Source organism: Methanohalobium evestigatum Z-7303 (genome assembly GCF_000196655.1).
Lineage (GTDB): Archaea > Halobacteriota > Methanosarcinia > Methanosarcinales > Methanosarcinaceae > Methanohalobium > Methanohalobium evestigatum.
Genome location: NC_014253.1, coordinates 739776 through 757608 on the forward strand (window position 1 = coordinate 739776; position 17833 = coordinate 757608).

At 38.8% G+C, this 17833-nt stretch carries 15 protein-coding genes and 2 tRNA genes; 5 read left to right on the plus strand and 12 right to left on the minus strand.

Features of this window, described 5'->3' with window-relative positions; genetic code table 11:
• Positions 1-32: 32 nt before the first annotated feature.
• The 10 genes from rpoA2 to METEV_RS03900 all read right to left on the minus strand — a co-directional run bounded on the left by rpoA2 (position 33) and on the right by METEV_RS03900 (position 12946).
• On the minus strand, positions 33-1199 hold the full coding sequence (gene rpoA2, locus METEV_RS03855) for a DNA-directed RNA polymerase subunit A'' (RefSeq protein ID WP_013194248.1): 1167 nt from the start codon (positions 1197-1199) through the stop codon (positions 33-35).
• Positions 1196-3841, minus strand: a complete 2646-nt coding sequence (locus tag METEV_RS03860) for a DNA-directed RNA polymerase subunit A' (protein WP_013194249.1) — start codon at positions 3839-3841, stop codon at positions 1196-1198. Before METEV_RS03860 ends, rpoA2 begins: the two co-directional genes overlap by 4 nt.
• Before the next feature lie 12 nt (positions 3842-3853).
• Positions 3854-5668: a DNA-directed RNA polymerase subunit B gene (gene rpoB, locus METEV_RS03865; protein ID WP_013194250.1), complete on the minus strand. Its 1815-nt coding sequence runs from the start codon at positions 5666-5668 to the stop codon at positions 3854-3856.
• A gap of 12 nt (positions 5669-5680) precedes the next feature.
• A complete protein-coding gene (locus METEV_RS03870; RefSeq protein ID WP_013194251.1) occupies positions 5681-7297 on the minus strand; it encodes a DNA-directed RNA polymerase subunit B'' in 1617 nt (538 codons plus the stop codon).
• 165 nt (positions 7298-7462) lie between these two features.
• Positions 7463-7699 carry a DNA-directed RNA polymerase subunit H gene (locus METEV_RS03875; RefSeq protein WP_013194252.1) on the minus strand — a complete coding sequence of 79 codons (237 nt, stop codon included), beginning with the start codon at positions 7697-7699 and terminating at the stop codon, positions 7463-7465.
• A gap of 67 nt (positions 7700-7766) precedes the next feature.
• Positions 7767-7840, minus strand: a tRNA-Lys gene (locus METEV_RS03880).
• A gap of 356 nt (positions 7841-8196) precedes the next feature.
• Entirely contained in the window at positions 8197-9432 is a 1236-nt protein-coding gene (locus METEV_RS03885) for an adenosylhomocysteinase (RefSeq protein ID WP_013194253.1), read from the minus strand.
• A gap of 21 nt (positions 9433-9453) precedes the next feature.
• On the minus strand, positions 9454-10746 hold the full coding sequence (locus METEV_RS03890) for an amidohydrolase family protein (protein WP_013194254.1): 1293 nt from the start codon (positions 10744-10746) through the stop codon (positions 9454-9456).
• 36 nt (positions 10747-10782) lie between these two features.
• Entirely contained in the window at positions 10783-12459 is a 1677-nt protein-coding gene (gene glgP / locus METEV_RS03895) for an alpha-glucan family phosphorylase (protein ID WP_013194255.1), read from the minus strand.
• Between the two features lie 88 nt (positions 12460-12547).
• On the minus strand, positions 12548-12946 hold the full coding sequence (locus tag METEV_RS03900) for an acyl-CoA thioesterase (RefSeq protein ID WP_013194256.1): 399 nt from the start codon (positions 12944-12946) through the stop codon (positions 12548-12550).
• A 99-nt stretch (positions 12947-13045) separates the two neighbouring features.
• Here METEV_RS03900 and METEV_RS03905 point away from each other — a divergent pair.
• The 5 genes from METEV_RS03905 (at position 13046) to METEV_RS03920 (ending at position 16112) form a co-directional block, all read left to right on the plus strand.
• A tRNA-Arg gene (locus METEV_RS03905) sits at positions 13046-13117 on the plus strand.
• An 81-nt stretch (positions 13118-13198) separates the two neighbouring features.
• A complete protein-coding gene (locus tag METEV_RS03910) occupies positions 13199-13657 on the plus strand; it encodes a DNA polymerase ligase N-terminal domain-containing protein (RefSeq protein WP_013194257.1) in 459 nt (152 codons plus the stop codon).
• Positions 13658-13769: 112 nt separating this feature from the next.
• Entirely contained in the window at positions 13770-13892 is a 123-nt protein-coding gene (locus METEV_RS12835; RefSeq protein WP_013194258.1) for a hypothetical protein, read from the plus strand.
• Positions 13893-14043: 151 nt separating this feature from the next.
• Positions 14044-15381, plus strand: a complete 1338-nt coding sequence (purB, locus tag METEV_RS03915) for an adenylosuccinate lyase (RefSeq protein ID WP_013194259.1) — start codon at positions 14044-14046, stop codon at positions 15379-15381.
• Positions 15382-15458: 77 nt separating this feature from the next.
• Complete coding sequence (locus METEV_RS03920) at positions 15459-16112, plus strand: DUF2284 domain-containing protein (protein ID WP_013194260.1); 654 nt, start codon at positions 15459-15461, stop codon at positions 16110-16112.
• An 8-nt stretch (positions 16113-16120) separates the two neighbouring features.
• On the opposite strand, the gene METEV_RS12305 is transcribed toward METEV_RS03920, so the two are convergent.
• Positions 16121-16288: a hypothetical protein gene (locus METEV_RS12305; protein WP_013194261.1), complete on the minus strand. Its 168-nt coding sequence runs from the start codon at positions 16286-16288 to the stop codon at positions 16121-16123.
• Between the two features lie 401 nt (positions 16289-16689).
• A complete protein-coding gene (locus METEV_RS03925) occupies positions 16690-17766 on the minus strand; it encodes a uroporphyrinogen decarboxylase family protein (protein ID WP_013194262.1) in 1077 nt (358 codons plus the stop codon).
• Positions 17767-17833 lie beyond the last annotated feature (67 nt).

The following is a 17833-nucleotide window of genomic DNA, read 5'->3' on the forward strand; positions in this document are numbered from 1 at the left end:
ATTAATTATATCTAGTTTCTGGTTGATGTTAATTAGACACTTTCTCCTTTAACTGGTTTTGTTGCGACCAAATGCACATCGCCTGTACCAAGTTTGATTGGCTGTCCTATAATTATATTTTCAGTTACACCATTCAATTCGTCAACATCACCGCGTATTCCCGCATCAAGAAGGTGGTTGACTGTGACCTCAAAAGCAGCACGTGCAAAAACACTTGCTTTTTCACCTGAAATACCATGACGACCTATTTGTTTTACTTCTCCATCACATGTCATGATATCTGCTACCAGCATAATATGCCGTATGTCAACATTAAGGCCTTGTTCACTCAGTGTATCCATTGCTTCTTTAACCAGTGCATTTCTGGCTGCTTCTATTCCGAATACTTCGTAGATTTCAGCGATATTATTGGTATAGGTTCTTGTAACATCAACACCTTCTATTTTCAGAACTTCATTGAGTTCAGAACCTTCTGTATACAATGTGTATTCATCACTGTCTTTTCGGATAACAACCCTTTTAATGCCTTCTATACCTTTAAGTGTTACGTTATGTATATTCTTTGCAAGCTGTAAAAGCTCACGATAAGATGGCTGGTTTGGTTGTATAATAATCTGATAATCTACTCCTTCGGATATTTTAACCAGTACATTAAGTTTATCACGGAGTATGCCTGCTATTTCATCGACTGATATTTCTCTTTGTGTAAGAGTTTTTTCATGAAGATCGACAACAAGCTGCATTTGTGCAAGGTCAGTTGTAACATCTCCCAAATGCCCGATATGGGTAGCTTCTATCTGCCATGCAAGTTTTCTGGCTTCATCTCTGGAATCTGAATAACCTTCCTCAAGTGCAACAGTCATCATAGGTGTACTGGGTGTTTTCCTTGCATCGACAATTTCTATAAGTCGTGGAAGACCCAGTGTTACGTTAATTTCTGCAACACCTGCATAGTGAAAAGTACGCATCGTCATCTGCGTACCGGGTTCTCCTATCGATTGTGCTGAAACCACACCTACTGCTTCACATGGTTCTACGCATGCATAACCATAGTTATCCATCACCTGATGGATGATTTCTTCCAGTTCTTTTTTGGAGACCCCGACCTTTATTGCATCCTCTTTTAACGTATTAATCATATTCTGAGGCAGAGGAAGATCATCCACCATTGAATTGATTGTAGCTTCACTCAGGGTCATTGTTCGACCTCCCTTCCAGTAACTGATTTAACAATACTGTGGATTGACTCCGGCTTGCTGTAATCACTTTTTGTCGAATCAATTCCATCTTCTCCGTACTTAAATTGTACAATTACACCTCTTGTTTCACGTACAGAACCGTCATACTGAACTTCAAGGTCCTGCAAAGCATTGACAAGTCTCCTCTGGAGGTAACCTGATTGAGATGTCCTCACCGCTGTATCCACCAGACCTTCACGACCTCCTACAGCATGGAAGAAATATTCTGTTGGATTAAGACCACTCTTATAACTGGACTTGACAAAACCGTGTGCATCAGCACCAAGGTCACCTTTGCTGAAATGCGGAAGTGTTCTCCCTGTATATCCTCTTCTTATACGTTCACCACGAACAGCCTGCTGACCTACACTTGCTGCCATTTGAGTCAAGTTCAACATTGAACCTCGAGCACCAGATTTAGCCATGATTACAGCAGAATTATCCAGACCAAGATGGTTACCTGCTACATCACCAGTTTTATCTCTGGCAACACCCAGTTTTTGCATAATCTTCATTTCAATTGTCTCATCAAGAGTTCTACCAGGAAGTGGCTCAAGTTCTCTTGCCTCGTAGGCTTCAATCAATCGTTTGACCTCGTCTTCAGCATTAGATATAATCTCACTGATATGCATTTGAGCTTCTTTTGGAATATCCTCATCACTGATACCGAAACTAAGACCTGAACGCATGATAGCCCGGATAGCCAGTCTTGTCATATCATCAATAAACTCTGCTGATTTAGTAGAACCATATTCTTTTACAATTTTATCAACAATATGTCCTTTAAAAGCCCCTATTCCTTTCTCATCGATTGTTCCTGTGATGAGTTCCCCATTTTCAATTATAACATAAGCATCATTTTCACAGTTTTCTCTGTTACATTCATCACATTTGGAACAAACTTCTGCAACATATTCCAGATTTAAGTCATCCGGTAGAAGCTGACTGAAAATCTGTTTACCAGTCCAGTAGGGTTCACCATCATCTCTGTATCCTGCTGGTTCAGGCAACTGCCTGATATGTGATTTTCTTAAAAGGTCAAGTGCATCATTTTTGCTAATATCATTATCAGTTCTTGTTAGCAAGAACATTCCTGAAATGTGGTCATGGATCCCACCAATAATCGGACCACCGAAACGTGGAGAAAGAATATTTTCCTGGATTTTCATCAATATTTCTGCTTCAGCTCTGGCTTCCTCTGTCTGCAAAACATGAAGGTTCATTTCGTCTCCATCAAAATCAGCGTTGTATGGTGGACATACCGCAGGGTTTAATCGGAAGGTTTTATACGGCAGTACCTTTACATGGTGAGCCATTATACTCATTTTGTGGAGTGAAGGCTGCCTGTTAAAGATAACAATATCTCCATCCTGCAGCTGTCTCTCGACCACCCATCCTATATCCAGTTTTTCTGCAAGGTCAGTGCAATTAACATCTGTAACTTTAATACGCCTGCCATCAGCACGAATTACATAATTAGCTCCCGGATGAACATCATTTCCGCGGGCAACGTACTGCCGCATTTTCTCAAGGTTTCTGCTAATGACATTTACAGGTATCGTCATCTGCTTTGCAATTGCATATGGCAAACCTACTTCATTAATACTTAAATTAGGGTCAGGCGAGATGACTGTACGTGCTGAGAAATTGACACGTTTACCTGAAAGACTTCCTCTAAACCTACCTTCTTTGCCTTTTAAACGTTGTGTCAATGTCTTTAATGGACGTCCTGACCTGTGCCTTGCAGGCGGAACACCTGATACTTCATTATCAAAAAACGTTGTTACATGATACTGCAAAAGTTCCCAGAGATCTTCAAGAATTAACTGCGGAGCACCTGCTTCTCTGTTCTCCTGGAACCTTTGATTGATACGTATTATATCCACCATTTTATGGGTAAGGTCATCTTCACTACGCTGACCGGATTCCAGTGTAATGGATGGGCGAACAGTAACAGGCGGTACTGGAAGGACTGTTAATATCATCCATTCAGGACGTGCGTTACTTGGGTCCATTCCCATTAAACGCACATCATCATCTGACATGTTTTCGAATCTTTCACGTATCTCAGTAGGGGTTAATTTTTCCCCGTTTTCAATATAATCCGATGGTTTTTCAAATTTTATCTCTACCTGTTCTTCATTGCAGTGCGGACAGACTTTGGTTTTTCTGGCTTCTTTAAAAAGATCATTTACCAAGTCATCTGTCGAATGACCCATTATCTTTAATTGCTGCAATTGTTCAAGATACTCATTTTTCCTCTGGGGTTCAAGCAAAAAATTACTGCAATTCCTACAGATTGAGCGTAGTGATTTTAATATCAATTTATTAAATCCTACATGTATCACTGGCGCTACAAGTTCTATATGTCCAAAATGACCCGGACAATCACCAGCCCTACTGCCGCATGTTTTACAAATCAGTCCCGGGTCTATTACACCCAGACGCATATCCATAAGACCCATATCAATCGGATAACCGTCATCATCATAGGTATCCGCTGTGATTATGGGCGTAACACTCATTTTTCTTACTTCTCTGGGAGACAGTAAACCAAATCGAATTTCACCAACTCTTTTAGGTATAGAAGCCATTGCATCCATTTTATATCACCATTATACAGCATCCTCAAGTCCCATTCTTGGTGTAACACCAAGCGATTTTATTTCATCCAGAAGCAATTTGAAAGCATAACTCATCTCTACTGGATAGATATCAGTTTCTGATTCACAATTAGAACAGAAAGCCATCTTTTGTTTCCGGTCGTAGGTAGCAATCATACCGCAGTTGGAACAGACCAACTGAACCACTTTATCGGATTCATCCATCAAACGTTCTTTCAGTGCCATTGCTGCACCATGTCCTATCATGACATCTCTTTCCATTTCTCCAAATCTTAGACCTCCTTCACGGGCTCTACCTTCAGTAGGCTGTCTTGTAAGCACCTGTACAGGACCTCTGGATCTGGCATGCATCTTAGAAGCAACCATGTGGTGCAGTTTTTGATACAGAATAACACCTGAAAAAGTATCAGCCTGTATTTTCTTACCTGTTACTCCATCTGTAAAGACTTCCTTTCCCGTATGTGAAAAACCATAATCTCTTAGACCGTTTCTTAATTCCTCTTCGGATTCACCAGAAAACGCTGTAGCATCAACACGTCTACCTTCCATAGAACCTACTTTACCACCAATCATTTCCAGAACATGACCAACAGTCATACGAGATGGTATAGCGTGTGGATTTACAATAAGGTCAGGAACCAATCCATCTTCAGTAAACGGCATATCCTGATAGGGAACAATTAATCCAATGACACCTTTCTGACCGTGTCTTGATGCAAATTTATCCCCGATTTCAGGCACTCTCTGGTCTCTTACTTTCACTTTTGCAAGGCGAGTACCGTTTATGGATTCTGTTAATATTACATTATCAACGATACCCTTTTCATTAGAACGCATGGTTATCGCACTTTCACGGCGCTGTTCCACAGCAAGACCGAAATCGGATTGTTCTTCAAGAAAACGCGGCGGACTGGTCTTACCGATAAGAACGTCATTTGGTGCCGCTACTGTTTCAGGGTTTACAAGTCCATCTTCATCAAGATTTGCATAAGCTTCAGCGCCTCTTGCTCCTCTGTAATCCGAATCAGGAATTTCAAATTTGTCTTCCTGTCCACCAGCATACCGTCTTTCTTCTCCTTCAAATGTCCTCAAGAAATGACTTCTTGCAAGTCCTCTTTCAATAGAACCTTTATTAAAAACAAGTGCATCTTCGATATTGTAACCTTCATATGACATTACAGCAACAACAAAATTTTGACCTGCTGGTCTTTCGTCAAAATGAATAGAATCTGCTGGCTGTGTCTTTGTAAGTGCTTTTTGTGGATAATGGAGCACATGCGCTCTGGTATCAGGCCTTAATTTCTGATTGGAAGTTGACATGCCGACACACTGCTTTACCATCGCAGCCCCCATTGTATTACGTGGCGCTGCATTGTGTTCTGGGTAAGGTACCATTCCAGTACATATACCCAGAATCATTGAAGGGTCTATTTCAAGGTGGGTGTGTTCGGGTGTCAGGTCTGATGCATACAGTGCTATGTAAGCATTCTCTTCTTCTTCTGCATCAAGATATTCCACAAATCCCTGTTTTACCAAATCTTCAGATGTGATTTCATTGTTTTTCAGCTGCTCGATTTGTTCATCAGTTACAAGAGGCTTACCATCTTTGACAATAATTAGTGGTCTTCTTGCCCTACCTATATCAGAATTTATTATAATTTCATTGATATCTTCATATAACGCTACATTTACCTGTTGCGATATCAAACCATTTCTTCTCTGCTCTCGTATATCCTCTACCAGTTCAACAGGATTATTATGAGTACCCACCAGTTCACCATTTAGGAAAATTTTTGCTTCTGTCATTTAAATCTCCTCTCACAATGTATCCGAATCTAAAACTTCGCTGGAGCTTGTGTGTTCAGGTCCTTGTGCTTCAGGGAATGTTTTTTCCAGCTCATCCACGTAATTATCAACTTCCTCTTCATATTCAGGTTCTTCACTTGTCGGTGTATGTATCACCATAGGTTTAACTCCCAAATCATAGAGGCTGTTTTTGATTGAATCCATATCATCGGTACCCGTGGATAGCTCCACCATCTGGGCAAAATTCTTAACCAGCCCACAGTTTGGACCTTCTGGTGTTTCCGATGGACACAAACGTCCCCACTGGGTAGGATGAAGGTCACGAGCTTCAAAATGCGGCTGTGCTCTTGAGAGAGGAGAAATAACCCGCCTTAAATGAGATAGTGTAGAAATATAATCGGTACGGTCTAAAAGTTGTGATACTCCGGTTCTCCCGCCTACCCAGTTACCTGTTGCCAATGGATGTTGAAGACGGTCTGTTAATACATCTGCTCTTACAAGGGTAACTACATTCAATTCTCTGTTTCTCATACTTGCCCGTTCAAGCTGATATTTAATATCCCTTGCAAGTCTGTTGAAAGCCACCCTGAATAAGTCTTCCATAAGGTCTCCGGTGAGTTTCAAACGTTTGTTGGAATAATGGTCTTTGTCATTGGGATTGCGTCTTCCAAGAGCCAGCTCAAAACAGGACTCTGCCATTCTGCCCAGAAAATGTGCTTTTGTAAGCCGGTCTTCAGGATCATTTCCAAGATGAGGAAGAAGATATCTATCAATTACATAATTTGCCCGTTTAATCTGGTAATCTTTCGCCTGTCCTGATGCCACACGGGAACCAAGTTTTTCAACAGCTTCTTCTGTGGTTTCAACTTCGGATTCTTCAAGGTTTTCAAACATGTATTTTAATATTTCCTGGTCGGTTGAAACCATTTTTACAATATCTTCATCGGTTTCAACACCAAGTGCCCTCATAAGAGTAATGAAATTTACACGTCCGGATATTGAAGGGAATGATACTTCAAGAAGTGATTTTCTGCCTCTTTCTACAACAACCAGTGCCCGATATCCTCTTCTTTGTGAAAATACCTTGGAAACCTGAATTGGATCACCATAGCGTTCAGAAAATTCAGTCATTACCTTGTTGGGTGCAAGGTCTTCAAGGGTCATAACAACCCGTTCAGTACCATTTATTATGAAGTATCCTCCCGGGTCAAGAGGGTCTTCTCCATATTGTACCATTTCCTGGTCGTTGATTCCTACAAGATTACAATAATTGGACTTTACCATTATAGGTAATTGACCTATCTTTGCTTCCATAGGTTCGGTTTCTTTATCACCGTTTACAACACTCATCTGGAGATATAATGGTGCAGTATAGGATATATTACGCAGCCTTGCTTCGTTGGGATAAAGATTTTCAATAGCCCCATCAGCCTCTTTTACAATCGGTTTTTCAACTCTGATATTTCCAAGTTTGATATAAATGTCTTCAAGGTCTGTTTCGATAATGCCCTGTTCATCAATGACTTTCTGGAGACCTGATTCCAAAAATTTATTGAAAGAGTCTATGTGATGCTGTACTATTTTGCCTTTTGTAAAATACTCTCTTGATAATTCAGCGGTATTTGCCACTATGGTAGCACCCTCTATTGGTTTTTTAATATATATGAGTTAACTCAGTAATAACGATTAATTGGCTGTAAGACGATGAAATGGTCTTGGGTTTGTTTTTAAATTTAAAGGATAGCATGAGTATAAACAGAGAATTTTTAATGGTTAGAAAGTTTTAAGAATTTATCATTTTATTACTAATCTGTAATATAAACCTTCTTCAGCAGTCTGACTTTTTCGACTTATTTTTACAACATCCCCTTCTAATGCCCCGATTTCTTGTATAATAGGGTCAGTGGATTTTATTTTTGGCAATTGCTCTTTATCAATTTGATAGTGGTTTAAAACAGTTTGTAACTCATCCGTTGCCAGAATTTCATGTTTTGGGATTAACTCGTGGTCGAGCAGGCTGATATTTCTCAAATTTATTCCTCCCTAAAAAATATCCATACAAGGAAGATACACCAGTACAGTAAATAATGGGTTGTGACGGGCTCGTAGGGATTTGAACCCTAGACCGTCTGGTTAAAAGCCAGACGCTCTGCCTGACTGAGCTACGAGCCCTTTCTGATTGTATGGTATTATAGACATATACAATGTCATACATCCGCGCGAAAGTCACCCTTAACATCCAAGGCGACGTGGACAAAAAGACATTATCATATATAAATTTTAGCCTTGAAAAATACCGGTTTATTATATTTAAAGATTATTACAGTCCAATATTACAGATAGTTTTTCATTTGCAGGATATTTCATAATATAATTAACAATCTATATATAAGAAGATTGTGGATATAATTTATTTTCACCATATTGGAATATATAAAACACAATACATCTACTACCCACTTGTTGTTGTAGAGCATGATAATACACAGAAAGGTAATATCTCACAGATATATTTAAAAATTATAATATCATGTACCGTGTTCCCATTCACGCATATATTTTTCCTGCTCTGTAGTCAATTCATCTATTTCAATCCCGAGTACCTTTAACTTTAGTTCGGCGATATAGGTATCGATTTCCGGTGGTACTGCATGCACATCGATATCAAGGTCATTATCAACAAGATGACGAACACAAAGCGCCTGATTTGAAAAACTCATATCCATTACTTCTGCAGGATGACCATCTCCTGCTGCCAGATTTACTGTTTGCTGGTCTGCAATAACATTAATTCGATGAGTTTTGAGGTTATACTCTTTGATGTTACTTTTTACTTTGCGAATCGAGTGTGCCATTGATTCAAGTTCTTCCAGATTCATTTCCACATTAAAATGACCGGAATTAGCAAGAATTACTCCATCCTTCATTAATTTAAAATGGTCTCTGGTAAGGACTGAAACATTACCGGTGGTTGTTACAAATATGTCACCAAGTTCTGCAGCTTCATCCATTGTCATCACGCGATACCCATCCATACGCGCCTCGAGTGCCCTTACAGGATTGACCTCGGTTACTATCACATTGGCTCCAAGACCTGCTGCATACATGGCTACTCCTTTACCACACCAACCATAACCAGCAACAACGACATCTTTGCCCGCAACTAACAGATTGGTGGTTCTATTTATAGCATCCCATGTTGACTGACCTGTACCGTAGCGATTGTCAAACAGGAATTTGGTAAGTGCATCATTAACCGCAATAGTGGGTATTTTTAAGGCATTGTTTTCAGACATTGACATCAAACGGTGCACACCTGTAGTAGTTTCTTCACATCCTCCGATTACATTCGGTAGCAGATTCTGGCGTTCTGTATGTATTTTATGAATGATATCAGCACCATCATCCACTATAATATTGGGTTCTATATCCAGCACTCTGTCGATTGCCTCATAATATTCATCTTTACTAACATCATTTTTTGCATAACATGAAACATTGTCCCTTGTATCCAATGCTGCAGCAACATCGTCCTGCGTACTCAAGGGATTGCAACCGGTTATAGCGATTTCAGCACCTCCTGATGCAAGTGTCTCCACAAGAACGGCGGTTTTGGCTTCCACATGCAGTGCCATGGCTATCCTGCAACCTTTAAGTGGTTTTTCAGATGCGAAACCATCCCTTATTATCGACAGTACAGGCATGTGGTTCCTTGCCCACTCTATTTTCTGGTTACCGGACTCGAGTAATGTATCATCCACCATTTTTAAAAACTCCTTTATACATCAGAATTTAGCTCGCTCTACAAGACCGGCTGCGGCAGTTCTGGCTCTGTCCAGTACATCCTGCTCATCCATACAAACTACTTCATAATCCTGCATAAGTATCCGACCGTCAACTATGGTTGTACTAACATCACTACCTGATGCGGAATATACAAGGTGTGAATGTATATCATACACTGGTGTGAGATGAGGTTTGTTCATATCTACTATGATTACATCTGCATTATAACCCTCTCTCAATACACCACTTTTTATACCAAGTGCCCTCGCTCCGCTGGTTGTTGCCATCTCAAGCACCTGACGAGCCGGTAGTACTGTCGGGTCAAGGCTCTCCACCTTATGAAGAAGTGCCGCCGTTTTCATCTCTTCAAACATATCCAGGTTATTGTTAGATGCGCAGCCGTCTGTTCCCAGCGAGACATTTACGCCCCTGTCCAACATCCCGGGTACTGGTGCTACCCCGGATGCAAGTTTCATGTTGCTTACTGGATTATGGGATACATGAACTCCTCGTCCTCGGAGTATTTCTATGTCATCATCCGACAACCAGACACAATGTGCTGCAAGTACGTCCGGACCTAAAAATCCAAGTCTGTCCAAAAGGTTGATTGAACACATCCCATAATGCTGTTTCATTTGATTTAATTCACTCTCGGTCTCAAGTACATGGATATGGATGCCGACTCTGTCGTGATTTGCCTCTTTTTTTACTTTTGACAAAAAACCTTCAGAACAGGTATAAGGAGCATGTGGTCCATACATTGTTATTATCCGACCTTCTGCCTCTCCTTTCCAGTTATTTATAAATCTTTTATTCGTATCAAGTTCAGATTTACCTTTTTCTTCATTCCCTGCTTCTATCATCCGATATGAAAGAGCAGCCCTCATGCCAGAATCCTTTACTGCTTGGGCTACTTTATCTATATGGATGAACATATCAGCAAACGAGGTCGTACCTGATTTTATCATTTCCAGACATGCAAGTTTTGTTCCTATATATGCATCTTCATCTGTTAACCGGTCTTCAACAGGCCAGATGTAATTCTTTAGCCATTCATCAAGCGGAAAGTCATCTGCATATCCTCTAAGCAATGTCATACCTGTATGAGTATGGGTATTGACAAAACCCGGCATCACAACTGAGCCTTTTGCATCGATGATTTGGTCTGCATCCTGTTCAGTGGATTCTGCTACCTCTGTTATGGTACCGTTTTCTATTACAACTACTCCCTGTGTTAACTCATAAGAATCCATTGTCAAAATGTAGCCGTTTTTGATTATTATATCTGCCATATTTACCCTCAAAAAAAACGCACTGGACAACTTAAATTATAGATATGCTTCTGTTACATATCTGCGCATCATTCGATGTGTGTTAAAATAGTATGCAATCATGCTGATTGAATTGCTCATCATTTTTATCCAGTCATTTCTTCTTTCATAATAGGTCGGTATTATGATATATTCCAGTTTATTGTAAAAATCATCAATTTCTTGTTTTGCAATTTTATCTTCTGAACTGTATTCATAACTTTTTGGACCTATACTCCAGCCTGTCACACCTTCTATCCAACCTTCTATCCACCATCCATCAAGCACACTGAAATTAATCACACCGTTATGAGCCGCTTTCATTCCGCTTGTACCTGAAGCTTCATATGGTCTCATGGGTGTATTAAGCCATATGTCCACTCCTGACACCATTTTAGATGCAAGTTCCATGTCATAATCTTCCAGATACGCTATTTTGATTTGTCCTTCCAGCTCTTTTATATATCCAAATATATTTTGTATAATCTTTTTACCTGCTTCATCCCTTGGATGAGCTTTCCCCGCAAAAATAAACTGTAAATTTCCTTTATAATTTACCTTTTTAAGCCTTTCAAGGTCTGTAAAAATAAATGAATGTCTTTTATATTCAGCAGCACGTCTGGAAAAACCTATTGTCAATGTTTCATAATCCATATCTTTACCTGTTTTTTCATTGACATAGTCTATTAAATCCTTCTTGGCTTTATTGTGTGCTTCCCATACCCGACCATAGGGTATATTACTGGCTCTTACCAGTAATTCAGGCTCAGCTGCCCATCCCGGTACAAATTCATCATAAAGTTGTTTAAAATGTGAACATGTCCAGTTATATGTATGAACCCCATTTGTAATTGTATTTATTTCATATCCCGGAAACATTTGCTTTGATATTTCTCTGTGCCTTTTGGCAACTCCATTTACATAATCAGATAAGTTAAGGGCAAGACGGGTCATATCAAGTTTATCAGAATCACTGTATTTTTTTAGCAGTTCTATATCCTCATTATCTCCAAACAACTCTTCTACAAGAGTATAAGGGAATGTATCGTGCCCTGCTTTAACCGGTGTATGTGTGGTAAAAACACATAAATTTCTTACTTTTTCACCATCCATATTATAATTATGCAGTAACTCAAGAGTGAGAAGACTTGAATGACCCTCGTTCATGTGGTATTTCCTGATATCCAGTTCCAGTGCATCAATCATTCTGGCTCCACCCATACCAAGAACAATCTCCTGCTTTAACCGGTACTTTTCATCTCCTCCGTAAAGATAATGTGTTATCTCTCTGTCTTTAGGTTCATTCTCTTCAAAATCAGTATCAAGGAATAGTATAGGTATCATTTCTTTTGTAAAGCTGTAATACTTATAAAGCCATGCTTTAACTTTCACGTTCCTGTTTTCAATTTTTAAATTAATTTCAGGTTCCAGTAACTCAGCATATTTTGAAGGGTCCCACTCTTCATATGACTCGATTTGCCAGCCGTTTTCATCAAAATGCTGATTAAAGAAACCCTTTTTGCTGACAAGTGTTAAGGCAATTATAGGAAGGTTTAAATCTGCACTTGATCTTATAGTATCGCCTGCCAGCACACCGAGCCCGCCTGCATAGGTGGGTATATCATTGGAAAGACCTATTTCCATGGAAAAATAAGCAATTTTATGCTCGTTAAAAACTCCTTTCAAATCATCCATTACAGAATACCTCTGATTACAAATCTTTAATCATATGTATATTATAATTGACCACTATTAAATCATGTTGTATCAGTAAAAATAATTTTTATTCTTCTGGATAAAGATGTTCTTTTAAAGATTCCCGTATAGAATCAGGGATTTGTATAGATTTTTTTAGACCAAAATCATAATGAACCATTATTGCTTTCCCTTTTGCTCTCAACTTCCCATATTGCCAAGCTTCATGACCCACTGTAAATGATGTATTACCGATATTTAACACATAAGTCTTTATCTCTACATCTATCCCATAGAAAAGCTCATCTACAAAATCAAATTCTGTTCTAACCATTATCAGTTTCCATTTAGCAGGATTTAAATCCGGTGTAAATATACGAAAAATCGGGTTCCTTGACTGCTCAAACCAGACTGGAAGTACCGTATTATTTATATGCCCCAACCCATCCATATCACCAAATCTTGGAGTTACAGTAGTCTTAAACATTTAACATCACGAATATAATTTAATAAATTCAGTATCTGATAACATATACAAATGCATTAAATTTATAACTTTCTTGGTAATATTAATAATACTTCTAAAGGGCCTGTAGTGTAGCGGATAGCACATAAGCCTCCGGAGCTTATATCCTGGGTTCGAGTCCCAGCAGGCCCGTACAATTTCCTACTCCAACTCATAACTGCTTTTTAAATACTTTAAAAAATCTATTATACTATAGCAACCATTACTTTATACATGATTGAGGAGTACAGCAAAAAAAGAGATTTTGAAAAAACTCCAGAACCTTCACCAAGTAGCAGAAAACCGGACCCAGAAAATCCTGTATATGTAATCCAGAAACATAATGCAAGTAAATTACACTATGACCTTCGCCTTGAAATGAACGGAGTATTAAAAAGCTGGGCGATTCCAAAAGAACCATCGAAAAACCCTGACGTAAAACGTCTTGCTATACAGACTGAAGACCATCCGCTTGAATATGCAGATTTTGAAGGCGAAATTCCCGAAGGACAATACGGTGCAGGAACAGTTGAAATTTGGGATAAAGGAACTTTTGAACCTGTTAAAACCGAGGATGAAGAAATTATATTCAGGTTAAAAGGCAATAAACTGGAAGGTGATTATGTGCTCATAAAAACAAAATACGGAAAGGATAAAAACAGCTGGTTATTTTTCAAAAAGAAAAATGATTAATGCCACATAAATTAAATAATAATCAACGAATAAAAAAATAACAATTAAATATATATGTTTAACTGACAATATTAGAAATGATACATTAGATAACTCGGGGGAGGTGAGTTAAATGGTAAAATGCGGAGTTTGTGGTGGCGATGCACCAAGACAGCCAAGTGTTACAGAGGATGGAAACTGTGACCTTTGCGGCAAAAAATTCGTTCTTGCAGAAGAACAGGAAAAATCCAAATAAATGGTTTCCTGAATATTTTTCTTCTTTTAATTTTTTCTTTTGCAGAGGTTTAATTAATACTTTTTAATCAAATTCAAAGCCTATTTATTTTAAATAAACTTTCACCATTGTTAGATTTATTCTATACAAAATATAATAGGTGAATATTAGAATGGCAATCCATCCAATTGAATACCGCTATGGAACAGAAGAGATGAAATACGTTTGGAGTGAAGAAAACCGCCTCTACAAAATCATGAATGTAGAAGTCGCCCTTGCCAGAGCCGAGGCTGATGTAGGGCTCATACCACAAGATGCTGCAGATAAAATAGCAAAAAGCATTGATTCTGTTAAACTTGAACGTGTCAAGGAAATCGAAGATGAAATTAATCATGATATGATGGCAGTTGTGCTTGGTATTTCAGAACAATGTCCAGATGATTCCGGTAAATGGGTTCATTTTGGAGCAACATCCAATGACATGCTGGATACTGCAACAGGTTTGCAGATAAAAGATGCAGTGGAAATACTTGAGAGTAAACTTAACAATTTGATGCAAGCTCTTGTAAATCAGGCAGAAAAACATAAAGATAAAGTTTGTGCAGGTCGCACCCACGGACAGATAGGAGTTCCCACAACTTATGGATTAAGATTTGCAATCTGGGCTTCTGAAATTTCACGCCATCTTGAGCGTCTGACACAGATGAAACCCCGGGTACTTGTAGGACAGATGACCGGCGCCGTCGGTACTCAGGCTGCTTTTGGTAAAAAAGGCATTGAATTACAGAAAAAAGCAATGGAATATCTTGGTCTAAGGTCAGTAGATGTCTCAAACCAGATTATCCAGAGAGACAGACACGCAGAATTTGTTATGTGGATGGCTAATGTTGCTACAACTCTGGATAAAATCGGTATAGAAATACGTACCCTTCAAAGGAGTGAAATAGCAGAAGTAGAGGAAAGTTTTGGTAAAAAACAGGTTGGTTCATCAACCATGCCGCATAAACGAAACCCCATAAAATCCGAACAGATATGCGGACTTGCCCGTATCATAAGATCTATGATAGAGCCAGAACTCAGAAACAACACCCTTTGGGATGAAAGAGACCTTACCAATTCATCATCTGAAAGGATTGTATTTCCTGAATCCTGCGTGCTTACAGACCATATAATAAAACTTGGTACTGGTATTGTTGAAAACCTCAGATTTTATCCAGAAAACATCCACCACAACCTTGAACTACTTAAAGGTCTCAATATGGGAGAAGCAGTAATGATAGAACTTGCCAAAAAGGGTGCCGGCAGACAAAACGCCCACGAAATTGTGCGAAGAAATGCAATGGAAGCACATGAAAGCGGCAGACATTTAAAAGACGTTCTGCTGGAAGATTCAGAAGTTTCACAATATCTTGACGACGAAGAAATTGTACAGCTTGTAGACCCTTACAAGTATATAGGTACTGCTGTAGAACAGGTAGATGCTGTTGTAGAAAAACTGAAAAAAGAATAATCCAAATTTAACATTCCCCAATCATTTTTTGGGTTGCATAAACCCTAAATTCTGTTAAACCTGTATTAATATTTAAGATGATATCAGATAAAAATTACAAACTCCTGGAAGAAAAGGCAAAAGAACAGGGAGCAAAAAGTGTCAGATTAATTCCTGCAGAAAATATTATTGTTGAGAACCGTACCACTTTGAAATGTATATTCGGATGTAACGGGTACGGCAGTCACGTCTGTCCCCCTTTTATACCAACAGTCGATGAATTCAGAAAAATGCTGGATGAATATGACTGGACACTCCTTGTGGACTGGATATCTGAAAATAGGTTTTCAAGAGAAATCAGTGAAAACTTTGTAAAATACAGTGTATCTCCTCCTGACAACGAGGACATAAAAAAACAACATCATCAAAACCTTAAAACCGTTATGAAAGAAAGGAAAGAAAGGATACAGCCAGGAAGCCTTGAACTTGAAAAACTTGCATGGAATCTCGGATATAACACCGCCCTTGCTACGTTCCCTGGAATGTGTACATGGTGCGCCAATAGTGACTACTCAAATGTCTGCTGCGCAGGATTTGAAGGAAATTGCCATCACCCTACAGTCCGCAGACCCTGTCTTATGGGACTTGGAGTAAGACTGGATAAAACTCTTGAACAACTGGGTACTCCACTTCAAAAATTCCCTATGGAAAATGACATTCCATCACAGTATACACTGATACTGCTTGATTGAAAGGAGGTTTATTTAATAATCCCCTGTTCTTTAAGCTGTTTTCTAAACAGCACTTGCCTTTTCCATCTTGCAACATCAGAAGATGGTTTTTTCCTTTTTGATTTCTGTTTTTTGATTATGTTATCAAGATAACGCAAGTCATTTTCCATAGCATCATCATTTATTTTTTTCTGCATAATTAAACCACTAAATCATGAATATATTAGCCATATACACTTAATGATATGTTCGTAGAGGTATTTAAAAGGATTGTCTAGATATATACATACATATATAAATATTAAAACAAAACTTTTAAAGGTTTAAAGTCGCCAAAAATTTCAACGCTTTTATAATATTTAAGGCAGAAAAATCAACAGCATCATTTATTATATATATCTATAATTCATAATAATGTGATTGACAGCAGACGTAGAGGATAAGGAATAATTCTACATCTGCTTAAAAGTAGAGACGAGCGGATTTTATGGTTGAGTGGGGGTTCAACCATCAGGGAGATGTGGTTTGATGTAGTTCTGGCTACCCTGCCTGTATGATGGGGGTTATCACAGGCTGGGTAGCAAACTTCTTCTAAAATTTAGCTGTATTTTCCATACATCTCTGCTGCATCAACCATTGCCATTACTTTAATCGGGGCAGCGTTTGGTGGGAATTCACAACCAGCTGACAATATATAACCGTTTGGAGCATTCATACCCTCTTCGATGTTTTCGCGGCAAATTTCCAGAGTTTCTTCGTAGGTGCTACTTTGAAATAGCGGTGGATTTATGTTGCCACAGATTATATCGTGGTCACCGAATGCATCTATTTGTGTTTTTATAGATGTTTCTGGTCCAAATAACCAGACATATTTACTTGACCAATCATTTTCTTCCCTCATTTTGACATAATAGGGAATGTTGGCGTTCTGGTCTGCACATGGATGCATCAGAACCGCTGGAATCCCACGTTCATTTACATGGTCATGTATTTTTTTCACGTAGGGGTAGGCAAATTCTTCAAACATTTTTGATGATATCATGGTATTTGATTCAGATGGACCCCCGTCAAATGGTAGTAGAGTTTTTGGACCATATTTATCTGCAAAATAATCAATAGCATTGATAAACATATCACTTACCTTATCGAGAATCTGGTGCACAACATCGGGTTTTGTCACTATCCAATTAAAAAATTTAGATGTTTCAGCAACCACCGATGCAGCAGTAAATACACTACCTATCTGTACTGTTACAGGCATTCCGCGTTCTGCACATTTGGATGCAACTTTATCAGCTTCTTTATAAGCGCCAGGTAATTCATTTCTAAAATCAGGCACTTTTAGGTTTTCTACATCTTCAACTGTATTTACTGGATGTTCCTCTACATAGGGAGCCCCCTGACCCTTTCGATATGGAAAACCAATTTTACCACCTAATTCCCATGCTCCACATGAAGCATACCCATACATTGGTGTCTGTTCATAACCATGAAGGCGCATGGATGCAAACTGTGCATCAAAACACTTGTCTCCGTCTGCATAGAAATCTCCAAGTGAGATTCCTGTTATATTTGCCGCATACCCAAGAATAAAAGGAACCACAGGTACACGGTCAGGTTTTTGCCCGGACATGACGGCTGCCATGCGTTCGGGCGGAGTCATTCTTGTACTCATTTATAATCCCCCGAATAATACTGCAATTATATATTTGTGTAATAACACATAAAAAGATTTTCATTTT

Excerpts from the sequence above, each read along its gene's own strand:
- purB (WP_013194259.1), top strand. The coding sequence starts at position 14,044 with ATGGCAATCCATCCAATTGAATACCGCTATGGAACAGAAGAGATGAAA.
- METEV_RS03890 (WP_013194254.1), bottom strand. The coding sequence starts at position 10,746 with ATGGCAGATATAATAATCAAAAACGGCTACATTTTGACAATGGATTCT.
- METEV_RS03925 (WP_013194262.1), bottom strand. The coding sequence starts at position 17,766 with ATGAGTACAAGAATGACTCCGCCCGAACGCATGGCAGCCGTCATGTCC.
- rpoB (WP_013194250.1), bottom strand. The coding sequence starts at position 5,668 with ATGACAGAAGCAAAAATTTTCCTAAATGGTGAACTGGTGGGTACTCAT.
- METEV_RS12835 (WP_013194258.1), top strand. The coding sequence starts at position 13,770 with ATGGTAAAATGCGGAGTTTGTGGTGGCGATGCACCAAGACAGCCAAGT.
- glgP (WP_013194255.1), bottom strand. The coding sequence starts at position 12,459 with ATGGATGATTTGAAAGGAGTTTTTAACGAGCATAAAATTGCTTATTTT.
- METEV_RS12305 (WP_013194261.1), bottom strand. The coding sequence starts at position 16,288 with ATGCAGAAAAAAATAAATGATGATGCTATGGAAAATGACTTGCGTTAT.
- METEV_RS03920 (WP_013194260.1), top strand. The coding sequence starts at position 15,459 with ATGATATCAGATAAAAATTACAAACTCCTGGAAGAAAAGGCAAAAGAA.
- METEV_RS03900 (WP_013194256.1), bottom strand. The coding sequence starts at position 12,946 with ATGTTTAAGACTACTGTAACTCCAAGATTTGGTGATATGGATGGGTTG.
- METEV_RS03910 (WP_013194257.1), top strand. The coding sequence starts at position 13,199 with ATGATTGAGGAGTACAGCAAAAAAAGAGATTTTGAAAAAACTCCAGAA.
- METEV_RS03860 (WP_013194249.1), bottom strand. The coding sequence starts at position 3,841 with ATGGATGCAATGGCTTCTATACCTAAAAGAGTTGGTGAAATTCGATTT.
- rpoA2 (WP_013194248.1), bottom strand. The coding sequence starts at position 1,199 with ATGACCCTGAGTGAAGCTACAATCAATTCAATGGTGGATGATCTTCCT.
- METEV_RS03885 (WP_013194253.1), bottom strand. The coding sequence starts at position 9,432 with ATGGTGGATGATACATTACTCGAGTCCGGTAACCAGAAAATAGAGTGG.